This window comes from Bradyrhizobium sp. B097 (genome assembly GCF_038957035.1).
Taxonomy (GTDB): Bacteria; Pseudomonadota; Alphaproteobacteria; order Rhizobiales; family Xanthobacteraceae; genus Bradyrhizobium.
Genome location: NZ_CP152412.1, coordinates 3552198 through 3570876 on the forward strand (window position 1 = coordinate 3552198; position 18679 = coordinate 3570876).

General features: G+C 65.5%; 16 protein-coding genes and 2 riboswitches. Of the genes, 3 read left to right on the top strand and 13 right to left on the bottom strand.

The window, feature by feature from the left end:
* Nucleotides 1-3: 3 nt before the first annotated feature.
* A complete protein-coding gene (locus tag AAFG07_RS16495; RefSeq protein ID WP_342728188.1) occupies nt 4-1473 on the top strand; it encodes a bifunctional serine/threonine-protein kinase/universal stress protein in 1470 nt (489 codons plus the stop codon).
* On the opposite strand, the gene rpe is transcribed toward AAFG07_RS16495, so the two are convergent.
* On the bottom strand, nt 1474-2175 hold the full coding sequence (gene rpe / locus AAFG07_RS16500; RefSeq protein ID WP_342728189.1) for a ribulose-phosphate 3-epimerase: 702 nt from the start codon (nt 2173-2175) through the stop codon (nt 1474-1476).
* Between the two features lie 251 nt (nt 2176-2426).
* Here rpe and AAFG07_RS16505 point away from each other — a divergent pair, with 251 nt between their 5' ends.
* Entirely contained in the window at nt 2427-3254 is an 828-nt protein-coding gene (locus tag AAFG07_RS16505; protein ID WP_342728190.1) for an EF-hand domain-containing protein, read from the top strand.
* 204 nt (nt 3255-3458) lie between these two features.
* Here the strand turns inward: AAFG07_RS16505 and AAFG07_RS16510 are convergent, their stop codons facing one another.
* The 9 genes from AAFG07_RS16510 to AAFG07_RS16550 form a co-directional block, all read right to left on the bottom strand.
* The gene (locus AAFG07_RS16510; protein WP_342728191.1) at nt 3459-4454 is read right to left on the bottom strand and encodes a P1 family peptidase; all 996 of its coding nucleotides are present in this window, start codon (nt 4452-4454) and stop codon (nt 3459-3461) included.
* A 195-nt stretch (nt 4455-4649) separates the two neighbouring features.
* Nucleotides 4650-6209, bottom strand: a complete 1560-nt coding sequence (locus tag AAFG07_RS16515; RefSeq protein WP_342728192.1) for a GMC family oxidoreductase N-terminal domain-containing protein — start codon at nt 6207-6209, stop codon at nt 4650-4652.
* 149 nt (nt 6210-6358) lie between these two features.
* Complete coding sequence (locus AAFG07_RS16520) at nt 6359-7930, bottom strand: ABC transporter substrate-binding protein (RefSeq protein WP_342728193.1); 1572 nt, start codon at nt 7928-7930, stop codon at nt 6359-6361.
* 301 nt (nt 7931-8231) lie between these two features.
* A riboswitch (glycine riboswitch) is annotated at nt 8232-8349 on the bottom strand.
* 3 nt (nt 8350-8352) lie between these two features.
* A riboswitch (glycine riboswitch) is annotated at nt 8353-8462 on the bottom strand.
* Nucleotides 8463-8735: 273 nt separating this feature from the next.
* On the bottom strand, nt 8736-9854 hold the full coding sequence (locus tag AAFG07_RS16525; RefSeq protein WP_173637440.1) for a branched-chain amino acid ABC transporter substrate-binding protein: 1119 nt from the start codon (nt 9852-9854) through the stop codon (nt 8736-8738).
* 166 nt (nt 9855-10020) lie between these two features.
* A complete protein-coding gene (locus AAFG07_RS16530; RefSeq protein WP_342728194.1) occupies nt 10021-10770 on the bottom strand; it encodes an ABC transporter ATP-binding protein in 750 nt (249 codons plus the stop codon).
* A complete protein-coding gene (locus AAFG07_RS16535; protein ID WP_342728195.1) occupies nt 10767-11600 on the bottom strand; it encodes an ABC transporter ATP-binding protein in 834 nt (277 codons plus the stop codon). The genes AAFG07_RS16530 and AAFG07_RS16535 overlap by 4 nt, the downstream gene beginning before the upstream one ends.
* Nucleotides 11597-12922: a high-affinity branched-chain amino acid ABC transporter permease LivM gene (livM, locus tag AAFG07_RS16540; RefSeq protein WP_342728196.1), complete on the bottom strand. Its 1326-nt coding sequence runs from the start codon at nt 12920-12922 to the stop codon at nt 11597-11599. The genes AAFG07_RS16535 and livM overlap by 4 nt, the downstream gene beginning before the upstream one ends.
* Nucleotides 12923-12932: 10 nt before the next feature.
* A complete protein-coding gene (locus AAFG07_RS16545; protein WP_176530347.1) occupies nt 12933-13850 on the bottom strand; it encodes a branched-chain amino acid ABC transporter permease LivH in 918 nt (305 codons plus the stop codon).
* A gap of 379 nt (nt 13851-14229) precedes the next feature.
* Nucleotides 14230-14988 carry a hypothetical protein gene (locus AAFG07_RS16550; RefSeq protein WP_342728197.1) on the bottom strand — a complete coding sequence of 253 codons (759 nt, stop codon included), beginning with the start codon at nt 14986-14988 and terminating at the stop codon, nt 14230-14232.
* A gap of 183 nt (nt 14989-15171) precedes the next feature.
* Between AAFG07_RS16550 and AAFG07_RS16555 the strand changes: the two genes are divergently transcribed.
* Nucleotides 15172-15714: a hypothetical protein gene (locus tag AAFG07_RS16555; protein ID WP_342728198.1), complete on the top strand. Its 543-nt coding sequence runs from the start codon at nt 15172-15174 to the stop codon at nt 15712-15714.
* On the opposite strand, the gene AAFG07_RS16560 is transcribed toward AAFG07_RS16555, so the two are convergent.
* The 3 genes from AAFG07_RS16560 to AAFG07_RS16570 form a co-directional block, all read right to left on the bottom strand.
* On the bottom strand, nt 15694-16086 hold the full coding sequence (locus AAFG07_RS16560; RefSeq protein ID WP_173637433.1) for a carboxymuconolactone decarboxylase family protein: 393 nt from the start codon (nt 16084-16086) through the stop codon (nt 15694-15696). The genes AAFG07_RS16555 and AAFG07_RS16560 overlap by 21 nt on opposite strands.
* A gap of 227 nt (nt 16087-16313) precedes the next feature.
* A complete protein-coding gene (pcaD, locus tag AAFG07_RS16565) occupies nt 16314-17096 on the bottom strand; it encodes a 3-oxoadipate enol-lactonase (protein ID WP_342728199.1) in 783 nt (260 codons plus the stop codon).
* Nucleotides 17097-17199: 103 nt separating this feature from the next.
* Nucleotides 17200-18555 (bottom strand): 3-carboxy-cis,cis-muconate cycloisomerase, encoded by a 1356-nt coding sequence (locus AAFG07_RS16570; RefSeq protein ID WP_342728200.1) that lies wholly within the window; start codon nt 18553-18555, stop codon nt 17200-17202.
* Nucleotides 18556-18679 lie beyond the last annotated feature (124 nt).

Genomic DNA, 18679 nt, shown 5'->3' on the forward strand with positions numbered 1-18679 from the left:
CCGATGGCGGCGCTGACGATGCAGGCGGGCGCCAAGATCGATGGCTTCACCATCGGCGAGCGCGTGCACCGCGGCGGCATGGCGACGCTGTGGACCGTTACCCATCCGGGCATCACCGTGCCGCTGTTGATGAAGGTGCCGCTCACCTCGGAGGGCGAGGATCCGGCTGCGATCGTCAGCTTCGAGATGGAGCAGATGATCCTGCCGCGGCTGTCGGGGCCGCACGTGCCGGCCTGTTTCGGCACCGGCGACTTCGAGCGCCAGGCCTATGTGGTGATGGAGCGCATCCCCGGGCAGACGCTCTACAAGCGGCTCGACGCCCTGCCGCTGCCGTATGAGGAGGTGAGGGTGATCGGCGGCAAGGTCGCGACCGCGCTTGCCAGCCTGCACCGGCAGAACGTCATCCATCACGATATCAAGCCGAGCAGCATCATGTTTCGCGAGCGCGGCGAGGCGGTGCTGATCGATTTCGGCCTCTCGCATCACCAGCATCTGCCCGATTTGTTGCAGGAGGAGTTTCGCCTGCCTTACGGCACCGCGCCCTACATGGCGCCGGAGCGCCTGCTCGGCGTGCGCGACGATCCGCGCAGCGACCTGTTTTCGCTCGGCGTGCTGCTGTATTTCTTCACCACCGGGGTCCGCCCGTTCGGCGAGACCGAAACCCTGCGCGGCATGCGCCGGCGGCTGTGGCGTGATCCCACCCCGCCGCGCAGGCTGCGATCCGACTATCCGCCATGGTTGCAGGAGATCGTGCTGCGCTGTCTGGAGATCGATCCGGCCGCGCGCTATCCGACCGCGGCGCAGCTTGCCTTCGATCTTGCCCATCCCGAGCAGGTGAAGCTGACCGCGCGGGCGCAGCGGCTCGATCGAGATCCGCTCGGCACGGTCTGGCGCCGCCGCTTCAATCTCGGCGCGGTGCCGCCGCAGCCGAAGTCCAACGCCGCAGCCCAGCTCGCATCGAGCCCGATCGTCGCCGTTGCGCTCGATCTCGGCGAGGGGACCGAGGCGTTGAACGAGACCATCCGCGTCACTGCCGAGCAGGTGCTGTCGACGTCGCCGTCGGCGCGGCTCGCCTGCGTCAACGTGCTCAAGCTCAATCGCCTGGCGATCGACCGCACCCATGACGAGCAGGGTCAGAACAAGCATGTCGACCGCCTGGTGGCGCTCCAGCATTGGGCGCGGCCGTTCAAGCTCGAGGAGGGGCGGTTGACCGTGCATGTGCTGGAGGCGATCGATCCCGCCGCCGCAATCCTGGAATTCGCCGCGGTCAATCTGGTCGACCACATCATCATGGGCGCGCGGCAGAACTCGGTGCGGCGTGCGCTGCTCGGCAGCGTCTCCGCCAAGGTCGCCGGGGAAGCGCCGTGCACGGTGACCGTGGTGCGGCCGTCGCGGTTGACGCCGGCGACGGGCGACGATGAGGCGGCGGTCCCGTCGGCGAATGCCGCGGTCACGCCGCCCACGCTGTTTTGATCAGATCGCTTCGCCGCGCGCCTCGGCAGCCGCGTGGCGGATCGCGGCGATGTTGGTCTTGTAGGCCTCGACGGTGCCGCCCTTGAAGACGGCGGATCCCGCGACGAAGGCGTTGGCGCCGGCCGCGGCGAGCTGGCCCGCGACATCGGGCGCGACGCCGCCATCGACCTCGATGTCGATCGGGCGGCCCGCTGTCATCGCCCTGACGTCAGAAATCTTGCCGATCGCCGAGCGGATGAAGGCCTGGCCGCCGAAGCCGGGATTGACCGACATCACCAGCACGAGGTCGATCAGGTCGAGCACATATTCGATCGCGCTCGCCGGCGTTGCCGGATTGAGCGAGACGCCGGCTTTCTTGCCGAGCGCGCGGATCGCCTGCAGCGAGCGATGCAAATGCGGGCCGGCCTCGGCATGCACCGTGATGTGGTCGCAGCCCGCCTTGGCGAACGCCTCGAGATAGGGATCGCAGGGCGAGATCATCAGATGGGCGTCGAAGATCTTCTTGGTGTGCGGCCGCATCGCCTTGATGACATCGGGGCCGTAGGAAATGTTCGGCACAAAATGTCCGTCCATCACGTCGAGATGGATCCAGTCGGCGCCGGCCTGGTCGACGGCGCGGACCTCCTCGCCGAGCTTTGAGAAATCCGACGCCAGGATCGACGGGGCGATGACGAGGGGACGCGGGGTGAATGACTGAGTCATAGCGCAGTTCCGAAAGGCTTCAGGGGGCGACGGGTGATCCCGCCTAACACGCGGACGCGTGGCGGGCAATGCGAGCGGACGACACTACGGTGCCGGAAAATTCTGCCGCCGGCGGCAGCTCTTGCCGGGTGCGCGGAACCTGCATCGATGCGCCAAGGCCTGGTTTTATTGGGTTTTTGCCATGGCACGCCGCTTGCTGCGCCTTTGCCAAGCGTTTGAGCCGCCAGGCGCGGCCTTGTTGGAGTATTGCCATGTTATTTGCCATTGGCGCTGCGTCATCCGCCATCGATCTTTTGAGCTCGCTGATGTCGTCGAAGTCGACGACACAGACCGGCAGCTCCACGCAGGGAAATCAGTCGACCGGGCTGTTCTCGGCCTCGACCGATACCTCGACATCGACGAGCAGCAGCACGGGCACAGGCTCGGGCAGCAGCAGCACCCCGCAGATTTCGCCGCTGACCATGAGTGCGCTGCTCGACGCGCAGAGCCAGTCGCAGACCACGGCCTCGACCAGTGCGACGCCGACCAGCCGGTCGGACGCGCTGAAGGATCTGTTCTCGCAGATCGATGCCGACGGCAACGGCCAGATCACCAAAGCGGAATTCGAGAAGGCGCTCGGCGCCGGCGGCACCAACATCGCGCAGGCCGACGACGTGTTCTCCAAGCTCGATGCCAATGGCGACGGCAGCGTCAGCCTCGACGAGATGTCGCAGGCCCTGCAGGGCCACAGGGGCGGCGGCCATCACCATCACCACGCGTCCGGCGGCTCGACCGACGGATCAGGCGCCAGCAGTGGTTCGGGCGGATCGAGCTCCGATCCGCTGATGCAGGCGCTGAACGGCGCGACCTCGACCTCGGTGACCAACAGCGACGGCTCGACCACGACGACGACGACCTATGCCGACGGCTCCAAGGTGTCGATGACGTCGGCGGCCACGTCGTCCGCCACCGGCAGCGCGAACTCGTCCACCGCCGGCAGCAACGCGACCTCGTCCTACAATTTCATCGAGCAGCTGATCCAGCGCCAGTCGCAGGCGATCTCGGCCCAGGCCTCGTCGTCGCTGTCGGTCAGCGCCTAACCGATTACGTTACCTGAGGCGGTACGACCGCGAACTCCATGCCTCGCCCCGCGTGCGGGGAGTGGCCGGAACGCATCGTCAGATTCGTTCCGGGTGAGGGGGAGTCTCCGCGAGTCAGTCTATCACCGTTGGCGCGGTGAAAGCCCCTCACCCCAACCCTCTCCCCGTAAGAACGGGGCGAGGGAGCGCACTGCCTTCGCGGCTCTAACCGAATTTGTCGTGCCAGCTCGGCAGCGCGCCGGGGAAGGGCAGGGCGGTGGCTGAATGGACGCCGCGTGCGATCGCGCGTGCCACCGTGTTGGCGGCGATCGCGCCGAGCTTGGTCAGGCCGAACAGCGGATCGACCGGCTTTGCGCCCGTCGCCGCGGCGAACACCACGTCGCCATCGAGCGGGGCGTGCACCGGATAGATCGCGCGCGCCATGCCGGTCTGCGCGATCATCGCAAGCCGCTTCGCCTGCGGCTTGGTCAGCTGCGCATCGGTCACGACGACGACGAGCGTGGTGTTCTCGGCGGCGGTGGCGTCCGCGCCGCCCTTCAGCCGCAGCTTCAGCATGTCCGGCGTGAACGCGGGCGGCAGGCCGCGCCCGCCGAATTCGCCGTCGACCTCGAACGGCGCTGCCCAGAACCACGGGCCGCCGCCGACCGTGACGCTGCCGACCGCGTTGACCACCGCAAGCGCCGCGACCTTGATGCCGTCGTCGGTCACATCAGACGCCGAGCCGAGGCCGCCCTTGAGGGTGGCGGTGGTCGCGCCCATGCCGGCGCCGACACTGCCGAGCTCGAAATTGTCGGAGGCGGCATTCGCCGCCGCATAGCCGAGATCGCGATAGGGCGGAAAGCGTCCCCACGCCTTGTTGCCGCCGTTGAGCAGATCGAAGCAGATCGCACCCGGCACGATCGGGATCACCGCATCGCGGATGCGAAAGCCACGGCCGCGCTCGGCGAGCCAGGCCTGCACGCCGCCGGCCGCGTCAAGCCCGAGCGCGGAGCCGCCGGACAGCGTGATGGCGTCGATCGCCTCGACGACATTGTGCGGGGACAGCAGCGCGTCCTCGCGGGTGCCCGGACCGCCGCCGCGGACATCGATCGAGGCCACCGCCGGCTGCTCGAACAGGATGGCGGTGACGCCGGAGGCGATCACGGCGTCGTCGGCGTGGCCGACGGCAACGCCGGCAATATCGGTGAGAAGGTTTTTCACGATTGAGTCCGTCCGCGCCTTGTCCGAGCTTGGGCTGCTCGAACCGGTATAGCAGCCGCGGCGGGCTCGGCCAGAGCGTTTTCGAGCGAAGTGGACACCGGTTCGCGTGAAGAAACGCGTCGAGACAAGGATCTAGAGCTTCGGTTCTGACTCAATCAGAACCGAAAATGCTCTAGAGCCGCGTTGACGGCCTGGTTATGACCTCATCATCCGGGCAATGGCTTCGCCAATGACAACCGTTGTGAAGTGCGTATTCGCCCGGCAATCCGACGGCATGATCGATGCGTCGGCGACCCGCAGGCCGCCGATGCCCTTCACCGTACCGTCGGGATTGACCACGCCCGCGGGATCGTTGGCGCCGGCCATCCGGCAGCTGCCGGCTGCATGCTGGATATCGCCGGTCTCCCGTCGCAACACCGCCTCGAGCTCGGCTGTTGGCAAGGTTGCGGCGGCCGGCAGGGTCAGCTCGGTATCTCCGAGGCGGATCCAGTCCGATATGCCGGCCAGTGCCGGCTGCGTGGCCAGGACGGCGAACCGCTTCACCGCATCGGTCATGCGCAGCATGTCGCGTGGATCGGCCAGCATGTTCTCCTCGACGATCGGATCGATCATCGGATCGGGCGAAGCCAGTTTCAGGTGACCACGCGAATAGGCGTTGAACAGGCCCGCGCCGATCGCTCCGGGATTTCCGATACCGCGATGGTTGAAACCGATCATGATCATATCGCGCTTGCCGCCGTCGGCGAGACCGGATGAATAGGTCACGCAGCAATTGGTATGACGCGTGTCCCGATCAGTGGGCCGCAGCTCCTCACGCAGCTGGATCGTCATGCGAAACAGCGGATGGTCGAAGAAATTGCGGCCGACCGGCAGATCACGCTCGACCGCGATCCCCATGGCTCGCAGCTCGTCCGCCGGGCCAATGCCCGATCGCAGCAGGATCGCGGGGCTGTGGATGGCGCCGCCGCACAGCACGATCTCGCGCGCGGCGATCTCGCTGGTGCCCTGGCCGTCGATATGGACCCGGACGCCGGTCGCCCTGCCGTCGCGGATCAGGACCCGATCGACCAGCGCCTTGCCACGGATCTCCAGATTGGCGCGGCCACGGGCCGGCTCGAGATAGCCTTCGTTGGTTGTGATGCGACGACCGTTGCGGCTGTTGATCGGATAGCAGGCAACGCCTTCGCCATCGGGGCCGTTGACGTCGGCGCACCACGGATAGCCGCTGGCGAGCGCTGCATCGCGCAGGCCACGATCAATCGGGCCCCACGTCTCTAGCGGCGCGCGATAGACCGGCAGCGGACCGCCGCGTCCATGTCCCTTGGTGTCGCCGAATTCCTCGTCGTCCTCGATGTCAGAGAAAAATGGCATGATCTCGCGCGCGGACCAGCCGGTGCAGCCGAGCGCGGCCCATTCGTCGAAGGCATCCGCGACGCCGCGAATGGCGATCTGGCCGTTCATCATCGAGCTGCCGCCCAGCCCCTTGCCGCGCCAATAGAAGCGCGGTTCCTGCCCCGCGATGCGGCGGGTCAGGAGGTCCGGCCACTGCCACTTCTCCTGGAATTCCCGCTGGTGAATGATGGGAATCGGGTTGGGCGTCCTGATCTCCCAGGGGGCTTCATCGGCACGCCAGTCGAGGCCCGCTTCGAGCAGCAGCACCCGCCGCTTTCGATCCTCGGACAACCGGGCGGCAATGGCAGCGCCGGCGGAGCCGCCGCCGACGACGATCACATCGTACGTGGTATCAAGTGACATGGCATCAAACCTTGCTGCGTCGGAAAGTCCAAACAAAGGACATCAGATGGCATCCCGACATCTCTGATGTTTCTCGTTTCATCGCCCGCTGGAGACTTCGGCCTGTCCCGGATAGCCGCCAGCGTCGATCAGAATCATGCGGGTTGAGACTACTCGGGTTTATCGATGTTCCAGAACAGTGGCGTGGCCGGACCATCGAGCATGCCCGTCAGCTCCTTGTGCCACACGCTCGGCGCAAAGTACTGGCCCAGGGGAACGTAAGTCACCTGGTCGAGCGCACGCGCTTGAATCTCCGCTGCGATCTTCTTCTGTGCCTCGGGCGAGCCGGCGCGGGCGAAGGCATCGCGAAGGCTCTCCATTTGCAGGTCGTCCGGCCAGCCGACCCATCCGCCCTTGCGACCCCTGCTGTTCAGGGGAGCGCTGACGACGGGGTTCATGATGTCGGCAATGCCCCAGTTGGTGAAGAACATGTTCCAACCGCCATCCTTCGGCGGCTTCTGGCTTGCGAAGACCATGTTCGCTGTCTGCCAGTCCATGGACTGGACCGTCACCTGGAAGCCGGCCTGGCGCAGCAGCTGCGCCGCGACGATGGGCTGCGCCTTGAGGGTCACCACATCGGTCGGTGCCAGCATCACGACCGGCGTGCCGTCGTAACCGGATTCGGCCAGCAGCTTCTTCGCCTCGGCCATGCCGCCGCCCTTGACGAGAGAGTCCGATCCGAGATCGGAGGCGAGCGGTGTGTCGCAGCCGAAAACGGCGCCGCAAATCTTGTAGAGCTTCGGATCCCCGACCATGGCGTCGAGTATGTCCTTCTGGCTCAGCGCCATCATGGCAGCCCGGCGCACCTTGACGTTGTCGAATGGCGGATAAAGAAAATTCATCCGCCCGATGGTCTGGAAGCCGAGGCCGCTCAAAGGGCGCGACGTCAAATCCTGGTCGGCTTGCAGGATCGGCAGCATGTCGAATGACGGCCGCTCCAGGAAATCGATGTCGCCGGACTGAAGCGCGCTGGTTGCAGTCTGCACGTCGGGCATCGTGATCCATTCGACGCGATCGACCTTCACCACCTTGCCGCCCGAGGTCCAGCTTGGCGGTTCGGCGCGCGGCACATAGTCCCTGTTCTTCTCGTAGACGGCCTTCACGCCGGGCTGGAATTCCGCCGGGACGAACTTGAAAGGTCCCGAGCCGATCTGCTCGGGGATCGGCCGATCCGACGGTGTGTCGGCAAGGCGCTTCGGCATCATGAAAGGCACCAGCGTGGATGGCTTACCCAGCGACTCCAGCACCAGGCCGTAGGGTTCCCTAAGTTTCAGCACGATCGTCCTGGTGTCGGGGGCCTCAACACCGGCGGTGAAGTCCATCAGCTTCTGGCCCATGCCGTCGACGGCGGCCCAGCGCTTCAATGACGCGATGCAGTCATCCGCGGTCACCAGCGTTCCGTCATGCCACTTCAGGCCGTCGCGCAGCGTGAACGTGTAAGTCAGCTTGTCGTCGGACACCTTCCAGTCCGCCATTTGAGGCCGGATCGTGAAGCTGGAGTCCATCGCCACCAGCGTGTCGTAGACCATATAGCCGTGGTCACGCGTGATGTAGGCTGACGAAACGATCGGATCGAGCGCCCGCAGATCCGAATGCATCACTGCCCTGATCGTCTTGGCGTGAGACAGGCCGGGCCACACGAGAGCGGTGACGAGCAGCAGCCCGCGTAACGCGGTTTTCATTGACGTCGGGGTGTTTCCGGCTCGCGGGGTGGCTGACATCATTTTCCTCGGATGAACGTTGAACGGACTTCGATCGGCGCGTTGAAGAGCGCATTGGTTGAATGGAAGCCGCCCGCCGGTGCGAGATGGCTTTTGTCATGGCGTCGAGACATCCGTCGAAGGCAATCGCGCGTCCGCGTCACACGGATGGTCGTTGCGCCGGTGAGGCCGGCGCCGACGGGTGCAATGAGGGGCATGTCTTGAAGAGGCTCCCGGACGCTAGAGTCGCCCCGACGCCGGCGTAAACCGGTGGAGGCGCCCCATCTGTCTCGGTACCTGAGAGCTTGATCCGCTGGAGCCCTTTGCTCGACGCAATGGCTCGATGACGGATATCCCCTTCGGTGGACACCGCATCAAGGATACGGTGTCTCTCTCCAGATCGTCCTGACGACACGGTCCTTGTGCCTGAGAGTTTCCGGGGCAGTTGCTCCGTCGGCGCCGAACACGAAAACGATGCGCTCGCTTTCGTTTCGATCTCTCCCGCATCGTCGCGTTGGACTGTCAAAACGATATTGTGCGCTCCCAAGCCAGGCAAGACTAAACTTCAATCGGGATCTGCCCACATCATATGCGATCAATCTTGCGAGGCTCATGGCTCCGTCAACTGCGTGGTCGTGCAACTGGGAATTGGAGCTGCGGAACAGAAACGGCATTTCCGTCTGCGAGGCGTCGAGCGACGGGCCGGGCATCGCGATCCTGCCCAACAAAAAAACGCCCCGGCTGACCGGGGCGTTTCGTCTCTCTGATGGGATCAGGCGCGAGAGGCTTAGGAGCCCTTCGGATTGATCTCGGTGTAGTTGCCCTTGGCGTCCCACTTGTAGACGACGTAGTCGATCGCCTTGATGTCGCCCTTGGCGTCGAAGCCCATCTTGCCGAGCACGGTGTCCCAGTCGCCGGCCTTGATGGTGTCCATCACCTTCTTGGCGTCGGTGGTGCCGGCCTTGGCGACGGCCTGCGTCCACACCTGCATCGCGGCGTAGGTGTAGAGCGTGTAGCCTTCGGGATCGATGTTCTTGGCCTTGAACTTCTCGACGATCGCCTTCGCGGTCGGCTTGTTGCGCGGATCGGGGCCGAAGGTGAACAGCGTGCCTTCGGCGGCGGGGCCGGTGATCGAGGCGAACTCCTTGTCGTTCATGGCGTCGCCCGCCATCAGCACGGTCTGCAGGCCCTGGTCGCGCATCTGGCGCAGGATCAGGCCGGCTTCCTGATGGTAGCCGCCGACATAGACCAGATCGATATTGTCGCGCTTCAAGCGCGAGACGATCGAGTTGAAGTCCTTGTCGCCCTTGTTGTAGGACTCGAACATCTTCTCCTGGAAGCCGGCCTTGTTCAGCGCCTTCTTGGTCTCGTCCGCGAGGCCTTTGCCGTAGGTGGTCTTGTCGTTCAGGATCGCGACGTTCTTGCCCTTGAAGTTCTTCATGATGTAGTCGGCGGCGACCAGGCCCTGCTGGTCGTCACGGCCGCAGACGCGCGCCACGTTCCAGAGCTTGCGCTCGGTGAACAGCGGGTTGGTCGAGGCCGGGGTGATCTGCAGCACGTTGGCGTCGGCATACGCCTCGGAGGCCGGGATCGACGACGACGAGCAGAAATGGCCGGCCACGAACGGGATCTTCGCGGAGCCGATCTTTTCCGCGATCGAGCGCGCCTGCTTCGGATCGCAGGCATCGTCGTCGGCTTCCAGCGCGAGCTTCTTGCCGAGCACGCCGCCGGCGGCGTTGATGTCGGCGACTGCCTGCTCGGCGCCGTTCTTCATCTGCCGGCCAAAAGCGGATTCGGAGCCCGTCATCGGGCCCGCGACTGCGATGGTGATGTCTTGCGCGAACGCGCTCGCCGATAATGCGAACGACGCGCCCAGTGCCAGGCCGATCAGCTTCAGTGATTTCATGAGACGTCCCTCGTGGTCGTTGCCTCTTGCGGAAGGGCCCGGCACGCCGGGCCCCAAAACCGGCGGCATTCTCGGCTGATTTCGCGGCGAAGTCACCGGCAATTTTCAGGCAAATCGACGCTGCATCAGCCACATCCTGCTGCAACGGGCGGCGCACAGGGGTGAGCTAGCCGCGGCGGCCGCCTTCCAGATAGGCGGCGCGGATTTCCGGGCGCTGCAGCAATTCGGCGCCGGTTCCGGCCAGCGTGATCAGGCCGTTGACCATGACGTAGCCGCGATGGGCGAGCTTCAGCGCATGGTTGGCGTTCTGCTCGACGATCAGCACGGTGAGGCCGTCCTGCCGGTTCAGCGTGCGGATGGCATCGAAGATCTGCCGCGCGATCAGCGGCGCGAGGCCGAGCGAGGGCTCGTCCAGCATCAACAGGCGCGGCCGGCTCATCAGGGCGCGGCCGATCGCGAGCATCTGCTGCTCGCCGCCCGACAGCGTGCCGCCGCGTTGTGCGACGCGCTCCTTCAGCCGCGGAAACAGCGCGAACACGCGCTCCAGCCCGGCCTCGCGTTCGGTCTCGCTGCATTCGGTGGCGTCGGCGCCCATCTGCAGGTTTTCCGCGACGCTCATGCGCGGAAAGATCCGCCGGCCCTCGGGCGATTGCGCGATGCGCAGCCGCGCGATCTCGTGGGTCGACACGCCGGTGATGTCGTGGCCGTCGAATTCGATGGTGCCGGCGCGGGCGCGCGGCCGGCCGAAGATCGTCATCATCAGCGTCGACTTGCCGGCGCCATTGGCGCCGATCAGGGCGACGATCTCCCCTCGATTGATCTCGATGTCGACGCCCTTCAGCGCCTCGATCTTGCCATATGCCGCACGCACGCCGCGCACCGCGAGCAGGGGTGTGGTTGCCGCTGCCGAGCTCACGTGCCGCTCTCCATCACGGCGATCGCCTCTTCCTCGTCGGCGCCGAGATAGGCGGCGATCACCTTCGGGTCGTCGCGCACCGCTTGCGGCGTGCCTTCGGCGATCTTGACGCCGTAGTCCATGACCACGATGTGATCGGAAATCTCCATCACGACGGACATGTCATGCTCGATCAAGAGGATCGAGGTGCCCTGTTCGTTGCGGATCGACAACAAGAGCTCGTTGAGCCCGCCGCTCTCGCGTGCGTTCAGTCCGGCCGCGGGCTCGTCGAGACAGAGCAGCGCCGGCTCAGTGCACATCGCGCGCGCGATCTCGAGCCTGCGCTGGTCGCCATAGGGCAGATTGCCCGCGGCATCGTCGGCGCGGTCGAGCAGGCCGACGCGGTTGAGCCAGGTCCGCGCCAGCTCGATGGCGCGCGCTTCGGCCTCGCGCCAGGACGGCAGGCCGAGCAGGCCGAGCAGGGTCAGCCCCGAGGCGCGCATCAGCGCGTTGTGTTGGGCGACCATCAGGTTTTCCAGCGCGGTCATGCCGGGAAACAGCCGGATGTTCTGGAAGGTGCGCGCCACCTTGGCCTGCTTGGAGATGCGGAAATCGTTCAGCCGCTCGAGCTGGATGGTGCGGCCGTCGTCGTGGGCGAGGCGGATCGCGCCGCCGCTCGGCCGGTAGAAGCCGGTGATGCAGTTGAAGACGGTGGTCTTGCCGGCGCCGTTCGGCCCGATCAGCGCAGTGATTTTGCGCCGCTCGGCCGCAAAGGAGAGGTCGTTGACCGCGACGATGCCGCCGAAGCGCATCATCAGGCGGTCGACGGTGAGGATGTGGTCGCCGCTCATCCGTGGCCCTCCTTGACGAGGTCGGAGGAGATTGCCTGGTTGCGCTCCAGGAACACGGTGGGCGCGCGATGGCCGATCAGCCCGCGCGGCCGCCAGATCATCAACAGCACCATGGCGATGCCGAACACCAGCATGCGGTACTGATCGAAACCACGGAACAGCTCGAAGCCGCCGATCATGGCGAGGGCGGCAAGCGCGACGCCGAGCTGCGAGCCCATGCCGCCGAGCACGACGATCGCCAGCACCAGCGCCGATTCCTGGAAGGTGAAGGATTCCGGGCTGATGAAGCCCTGCCGCGTGGCGAAGAATGCGCCGGCCAAGCCGCCGAACATCGCACCGGTCGCGAACGCCGTCAGCTTGGTGGTCGTGGTGTTGATGCCGAGCGCGCGGCAGGCGACCTCGTCCTCGCGCAGCGCCTCCCAGGCGCGGCCGATCGGCAGCCGCCGCAGCCGGATCGTCACCCAGTTGGTGAGCAGCGCCATCGCCAGGATCAGATAGAACAGGAAGACGAGGCGGTGGGTCGGCGAGAACTCGATGCCGAGCCTGGCGGCGAGCCCGTCATCGCCCGGCGTCAGCGGAATGCCGAACATGGTCGGGCGCGGAATCCCCGAGACGCCGTTGGGGCCGCCGGTCAGGCTTTGCCAGTTGATGATGACGAGGCGGATGATCTCGCCGAAGGCGAGCGTCACGATCGCCAGATAATCGCCGCGCAGCCGCAGCACCGGGAACCCGAGCAGCACGCCCCAGAACGCCGCCAGGATGCCGGCGAGCGGCAGGCAGACCCAGAACGACAATCCGAAATTGGTCGCAAGCAGCGCGTAGGAATAGGCGCCAACCGCATAGAAGGCGACATAGCCGAGGTCGAGCAGGCCGGCGAGCCCGACCACGACGTTCAAGCCCCAACCCAACATCACATAGGTCAGGACCAGGATCGACAGGTCGAGAATGTAGCGCTGGTTGTAGAAGATGACCGGTACGAGGAACGCGAACACCAGGAGCGCGGGCGCAAGCCATCGTCCGGCGAACGAGATCGCTGATTGCACCGGCTTCGGCACGATGCTGTCCTTGTCGACCGGGCCCCACCATTGCCGCAGCAGCTCGACGATGATGCTGCCGCCGAACACCGTGCCGACGAGGGCGGCGAGGTCGCCGAACCGCGTCCAGTAGATCAGGCCGCCTTGCGGTCCGGCCTCGGTGCGCACGCCGATCATCAGCGAGAACAGCACCAGCGCGACCAATGCGCTGATCAGGGCTTTCTTGAGAATGAAGGCGCTGCCCGAGGGCTGCGCGGCGGGCGATGGGCGGGCTGAGGTCGCGCTCACGAAGTGCCTGTCAGACTTTTTCGACTTCGGGACGGCCAAGCAGGCCGGTCGGCATGAAGATCAGCACCACGATCAGGATCGAGAACGCGGCGACGTCCTTGTATTCCACCGAGAAATAGGCCGACCAGAACGTCTCGATCAGGCCGATCGCGAGCCCGCCGAGCATCGCGCCCGGCAGCGAGCCGATGCCGCCGAGCACGGCGGCGGTGAACGCCTTGATGCCGGCGACGAAGCCCATGAAGAAATCGACCAGGCCGTAATACAGCAGATACATCATGCCGGCGACGGCGGCGAGCGCGGCACCGATCACGAAGGTCATCGAGATGGTGCGGTCGACGTCGACGCCGAGCAGTGCGGCCATGGTCTGGTCCTGCTCGCAGGCGCGCATGTCGCGCCCAAGCCGGGTGCGCGACACCAGCCAGGTGAACAGCGCCAGCACCACGATGGTGGCGAGCACGACCATGATCTGGACGTTGGAGAGCTGCACGGCGAAGCCTTGCGCGCCCTCATGCAGCGTGTAGCCGCCGGTGATGATCGGCGGCACCGGCTTGACGCGCGCGCCCTGCGACACCTGCGAGAAGTTGGTCAGCACGAACGACATGCCGATCGCCGACAGCATCGGCGCCAGGCGGAATGAATGCCGCAACGGCCGGTAGGCGATGCGCTCGATGGTCCAGCCATAGAGCGCGGTGATCGCCATCGAGACCAGCAGCACGATGAGAAGGATCAGGGGGATCGCGGTGAGGCCGAGCGACACCAGCACCAGGAACGAGATCAGCGCGATGAAGCCGCCGATCATGAAGATGTCGCCATGGGCGAAGTTGATCATGCCGACGATGCCGTAGACCATCGTGTAGCCGATGGCGATCAGGCCGTAGATCGAACCGAGCACGAGGCCGTTGATCAGTTGCTGGGCGAAATAATCCATGCGCTGCCGTAACTCGAGGGGTGACGCGCCGAGGGCCCCCGGGCAGCCTGATCCGTCGCGTCGTGGTATTTTCTAACAGTGGGACCCGGGCGGCGGCAACAGCGTGGCAGCAGCAGACGAGGGCTTGTACATAACTACTTCGGCGGGTGCGGTTCCGATGTCACAGGGTCGACACCTCGTTGCCTTGCAATGATCGCGCCAGAACCCGTGTTGGCCGAGCCACGACGGCGGTCAGATGCCCGGGGAGCAGCAGGATCCGCGCCGGCAGGACCAGAAGCCCAATCCGGAGTGCTCATTCCGGGCAATTGAGCAGATGCAACAAGAGGGGCTTGCCGAATGGCGAAGCCCTTTTGTCAGCTCATTTGTTTCTGCTTTCTGTTCAGGCCAATTGATCGGCGAAGCGGCCGCGGAAGGCGTATGAACCGAAATGCGTGAGCTCGCTTCGAAGGTCCAGCAAGATTTCGCCGCCGAGGTCGATCCAGCGCCGGCAGAAGGCGTAATCTTCGGACAGATACTCGCCGGTCGTCTTGTCGATCATGCATTCGAACAGCGAGATGCGATCGAGGTCGGCGCGAACCAGGTCTCCGGTGTTCAAGTCGTTGCTCTTGTGGTTCGCCCGATATTTGAGCTCGGGATGGGCGTCGCACAGCCTGACGAGGGCGGATCGCTTCATCATCAGGAAGCCGGTTCCGGCATATCGGACCTTGGCGAAGCCATCGCCGCGAGCCGTGAGCTGGTCGCCCTCCCATGTGACGACATAGTCCAGCGAGGATGACGCGAGGTTCTTGCGCTTGGCCTCCGCAGCCCGCTGCACCTTTGCCCAATCGATGTGCTTGAGCGGGTAGGCCGCGGCCGAAACCTCGGCGTCGCAATCCAGCAGCCGGAACACGGATTCGGGTTCGAACCCGATATCGGCATCGATGAACAGCAGATGGCTGGCGCCGGATACAAGGAATTGGTGGGCCAGTTCGTTCCTGGCGCGCACGATCAGCGATTCGTTTCCTATCAGGTGGAACTGGATGTCGATGCCCCGGGCAGTGGCCACGGCCTGAAGCTTCAGGGCGGACAGCACATAGGCCATCTTCAGGTCGCCGCCGAAGCAGGGCGTCGCGACGAAAATGCGGGTTCTTTCGCTCATTTTACCCCCCTTTATCCCGGCCGGCGCAGGCGCTGGCCGGGCCCGATCGCATCGATCCGGAACCATCGCACCGCGCTTAACCTTAACAAAGGGTTTAAATTGCTGCCGGCAATCGATCGGCGTTACCTCGCAGGCTGAACCGTCGCCGATCCAAAAGGCGCCGGAGAGAAGCGGGAAGCGGCAATGTCGAGCAACTGGCGGATCAGCTCCTTCAACGGCGCGCTGCTTGCGGCCTATTTCATTCCGGTCTGGACCATCATCGCCTTTAGCATCATGGTGTCGCCGATCCACGGCCTCTATGAGCGGCCGAGCGTATCGATCGCGCTCTATGCCAGCGACTATCTGCACCTCGGCAAGATGGCGACGGTGCGGCTGGCATGGCTGCTGGCGCTGGCGCGGATCACGGTGGTGGCGTTCTTCGCGGTCTTCCTCGCGATGACGGCCTTTTCGCCGTTGCGCAAGACCAGCAGCGGCGCCGACGAGGCGCTGGCGGTGGCGCTTTGCCTCGGCAGCGTGCTGAGCTTTGCCAGCATGATGATGGCGTCCAAGGTCGGCGAGATCGAAGCGTTGCGCATGCATGCGGCCGAGCTTCTGATGCTGCTCGGCACCGCGATCGTAATGCTGCTCGAGACCTCGCCGAAGCGAACTGTCGAGTCGTCCGCCATCCAGGCGCCGGCCGCCGAGACCAGCACACCGGCGAGCGAGCTATCCCTTCAGCAGCCCTAGTTCGGCAATGATCGCGCCGGCTTCCTTGACGGCGTGATTGGCCGCGGGCACGCCGCAATAGATCGCCTGCTGCAGCAGGATCTCCTTGATGTCCTCGGGCGTGAAGCCGCCTTCGCTGAGCGCGGCGCGGACATGCAGGCGGAACTCGTCCCACTGGCCGAGCGCGACCATGGTGCCGATCACGAGTACGCGGCGCGTGCGGTGATCGAAATGCGGCCGGGTCCAGATGTCGCCCCACGCATAGCGCGTGATCAGGTCCTGGAAGTCGGTGTTGAACGCGTTGCGGTTCTTGATCGACTTGTCGACCCATTCATTGCCCAGCACCTTGCGGCGCTGCGTCATGCCATCGTCGCGGCGCTGATTGTCGTCCATGGATGTCTCCTCATGAAATCGTAGCCCGGATGGAGCGCAGCGCAATCCGGGGTTTCAGTGTCCGCCGCAAAGACCTGTCCCGGATTTCGCTTCGCTCCATCCGGGCTACGCAGCTCTTGGGTCATTCCGGGGCGGTCCGCAGGACCGAACCCGGAATCTCGAAGTTGTGGATGCGGATCGGGATTCCGGGTTCGATGCTTCGCATCGCCCCGGAATGACGATGGTCGTTAACGTTGCGTCAGGAAGCCGACCACGGCTTCGGTGAAGGCGTGCGACTGCTCGACATTGGAGATGTGCGCGGCATCGAGCAGTGTCATGCTGGCGCCGGGAATGCCGCTGCGGATCATCTCACCCGCCGATACCGGTGTCGCCATGTCCTGCTTTCCCGCGATCACCAGGGTCGGGCTCTTGATCCGGGGCAACAGCGCGCGCTGGTCGAGCGTCGACAGCGCTTCGCAGCAGGCGAGATAGCCTTCGACGGGAGAGGCCAGCAGCATCGCCTTCATCCGCGCCGCGGTCTCCGGCTCGCGCTCGCGGAAGTCGGCGGTCAGCCAGCCCGCGATCACGGTGTCGGCGACCGCGGCGATGCCGCCTTGCTTCACCGCCTTGATGCGGTTCAGCCAGTTGGTCGGATCGGGATAGTAGCAGGCGGTGTTGGCGAGGATGATCTTGCCGAATCTTTCGGGCGCGTTGGCGCCGAGCCATTGCCCGACCATGCCGCCCATCGACAGGCCGCACCAATGCACCTTCTCGATGTTGAGGTCGTCGAGGATCGCAAGCACGTCGCGGCCGAACCGCTCCATGGAGTAGGGGCCCTCTGGCACGCCGGATTTGCCGTGGCCTCTGCGATCGTAGCGTATGACGCGGAACATCTGCGTCAGCGCCCGCATCTGCGGCTCCCACATCTGCAAGGTGCAGCCGAGCGAGTTCGACAGCATCAAGGTCGGCCCGCCGTCGCGGCCGTCCACCTGGACGTTGAGCAGGCATCCGTCGGCGTTGATCATCGGCATCTTGCACTCCTTGTCATGCGCGGACTTGATCCGCGCATCCATCGAGAATGAGTCTCTTTTGCGATGATGGATTGTCGGGTCAAGCCCGGCAATGACACCTTCGCTATTTCTCGTCCAGTGAAGCCAGCAGGCGGTCGATCAGCGCCTGCGAGGCGCCCTGATAGGCCATCGGCTCGAACAGGTCCGCGATGCGCTTGGCATCGAGATGCGCGGTGACCTTGGTCTCCGCCGACAGCACGTCGCGCAGATGCTTCTTCTCCGCAACCGCTTTCTTGCTGGCGGCCTCGATCAGATGATGAGCGTCGCTCTTGCCGATCGTTTCGGCCAGCGCAAAGGTGACGGCTTCCGCCATGATCAACCCATGCGTCGCATCGAGGTTGACGCGCATCCGCGCCGCATCGACCTCGAGCCCTTCGGCGAGATCGACGACGGCGGCGAGCGCGCCGGACGTCACCAGCATCAGGCCCGGCAAGGTCGGCCATTCCGCGTGCCACGGGCCGGCGCTGCGCTCATGGTCCTGCACCTGCGCGGCGAAGATCGTGGCAGCGAGGTTCGGCGCCATGGTCGCAGCCCCCAGCGCGCTCGCGGCGGCGACGGGATTGCGCTTGTGCGGCATGGTCGAGGAGCCGCCGCGGCCGGCGCCCGCGGGCTCGAAGGCTTCGCCGACATCGGTCTGCATCATCAGCGAGACGTCGCGCGCGATCTTGCCGCAGCTGCCGGCGAGGATCGCGAACACCGAGGCGGCCTCCGCGATGCGGTCGCGGTGGGTGTGCCAGGGCGCATCGGGCAGGGGCAGGTCCAGCTCTTTCGCAAGGCAGGCTGCGACGGTGAGGCCCTTGTCGCCGAGCGCGGCGAGCGTGCCGGCGGCGCCGCCGAATTGCACGGCCAGCGTCTCGCGGCGCAGGCGCAGCAAGCGCTTTCGGGAGCGATGCAGGGCGGCGGCATATTCGGCGAGCTTCAGGCCGAACGGCATCGGCAGCGCGTGCTGCAGCCAGGTCCGCGCCACGACCGCGGTGTCGCGATGGGCGCGCGCAAGCCCGGCAAAACCCGCGACGGCGCGGTCGAGGTCGGCGAGCAGCGCATCGATGCCGGCGCGCAGCGACAGCATGGTCGCGGTGTCGATGACGTCCTGGCTGGTCGCGCCCCAATGCACATGGCGCGCAGCCTCGGCATCCTTTTTGGCGACGTTGGCGGTCAGGGCCTTGACCAGCGGGATCGCCAGATTGCCGGATCGCGTCGCGGCATCGGCCAGCGCGGCGAGGTCGAATGATTCGGCTTTGCAGGCCGCGGCGATCGGTCCCGCGCTGGCTGCAGGAATCACGCCGCAGGCCACTTCGGCGCGGGCCAGCGCGGCCTCGAAATCCAGCATGTTCTGCAGGGTGGCGGCGTCGTCGCACACCGCGCGCATCGCGGCGCTCGACAGCATCGGCGCAAGCATGGGGGAGAGGGCTGTGCTCATGGCGCGCGACCTAACCACTGTCGCGCGCTCCTGCCAATGGGCCGCCGCTGCCGCCAATTTCGGCAGCGCCGATTGCGCGATTTTGTGAACAGCGGACGCGTCTTGCTGCGGTGCGAATATGCAT

Excerpts from the sequence above, each read along its gene's own strand:
- AAFG07_RS16545 (WP_176530347.1), bottom strand. The coding sequence starts at position 13,850 with ATGGATTATTTCGCCCAGCAACTGATCAACGGCCTCGTGCTCGGTTCG.
- AAFG07_RS16570 (WP_342728200.1), bottom strand. The coding sequence starts at position 18,555 with ATGAGCACAGCCCTCTCCCCCATGCTTGCGCCGATGCTGTCGAGCGCC.
- rpe (WP_342728189.1), bottom strand. The coding sequence starts at position 2,175 with ATGACTCAGTCATTCACCCCGCGTCCCCTCGTCATCGCCCCGTCGATC.
- AAFG07_RS16535 (WP_342728195.1), bottom strand. The coding sequence starts at position 11,600 with ATGAGCGGCGACCACATCCTCACCGTCGACCGCCTGATGATGCGCTTC.
- pcaD (WP_342728199.1), bottom strand. The coding sequence starts at position 17,096 with ATGCCGATGATCAACGCCGACGGATGCCTGCTCAACGTCCAGGTGGAC.
- AAFG07_RS16505 (WP_342728190.1), top strand. The coding sequence starts at position 2,427 with ATGTTATTTGCCATTGGCGCTGCGTCATCCGCCATCGATCTTTTGAGC.
- AAFG07_RS16515 (WP_342728192.1), bottom strand. The coding sequence starts at position 6,209 with ATGTCACTTGATACCACGTACGATGTGATCGTCGTCGGCGGCGGCTCC.
- AAFG07_RS16520 (WP_342728193.1), bottom strand. The coding sequence starts at position 7,930 with ATGAAAACCGCGTTACGCGGGCTGCTGCTCGTCACCGCTCTCGTGTGG.
- AAFG07_RS16560 (WP_173637433.1), bottom strand. The coding sequence starts at position 16,086 with ATGGACGACAATCAGCGCCGCGACGATGGCATGACGCAGCGCCGCAAG.
- AAFG07_RS16550 (WP_342728197.1), bottom strand. The coding sequence starts at position 14,988 with ATGAGCGAAAGAACCCGCATTTTCGTCGCGACGCCCTGCTTCGGCGGC.
- AAFG07_RS16525 (WP_173637440.1), bottom strand. The coding sequence starts at position 9,854 with ATGAAATCACTGAAGCTGATCGGCCTGGCACTGGGCGCGTCGTTCGCA.
- AAFG07_RS16495 (WP_342728188.1), top strand. The coding sequence starts at position 4 with ATGGCGGCGCTGACGATGCAGGCGGGCGCCAAGATCGATGGCTTCACC.
- AAFG07_RS16555 (WP_342728198.1), top strand. The coding sequence starts at position 15,172 with ATGTCGAGCAACTGGCGGATCAGCTCCTTCAACGGCGCGCTGCTTGCG.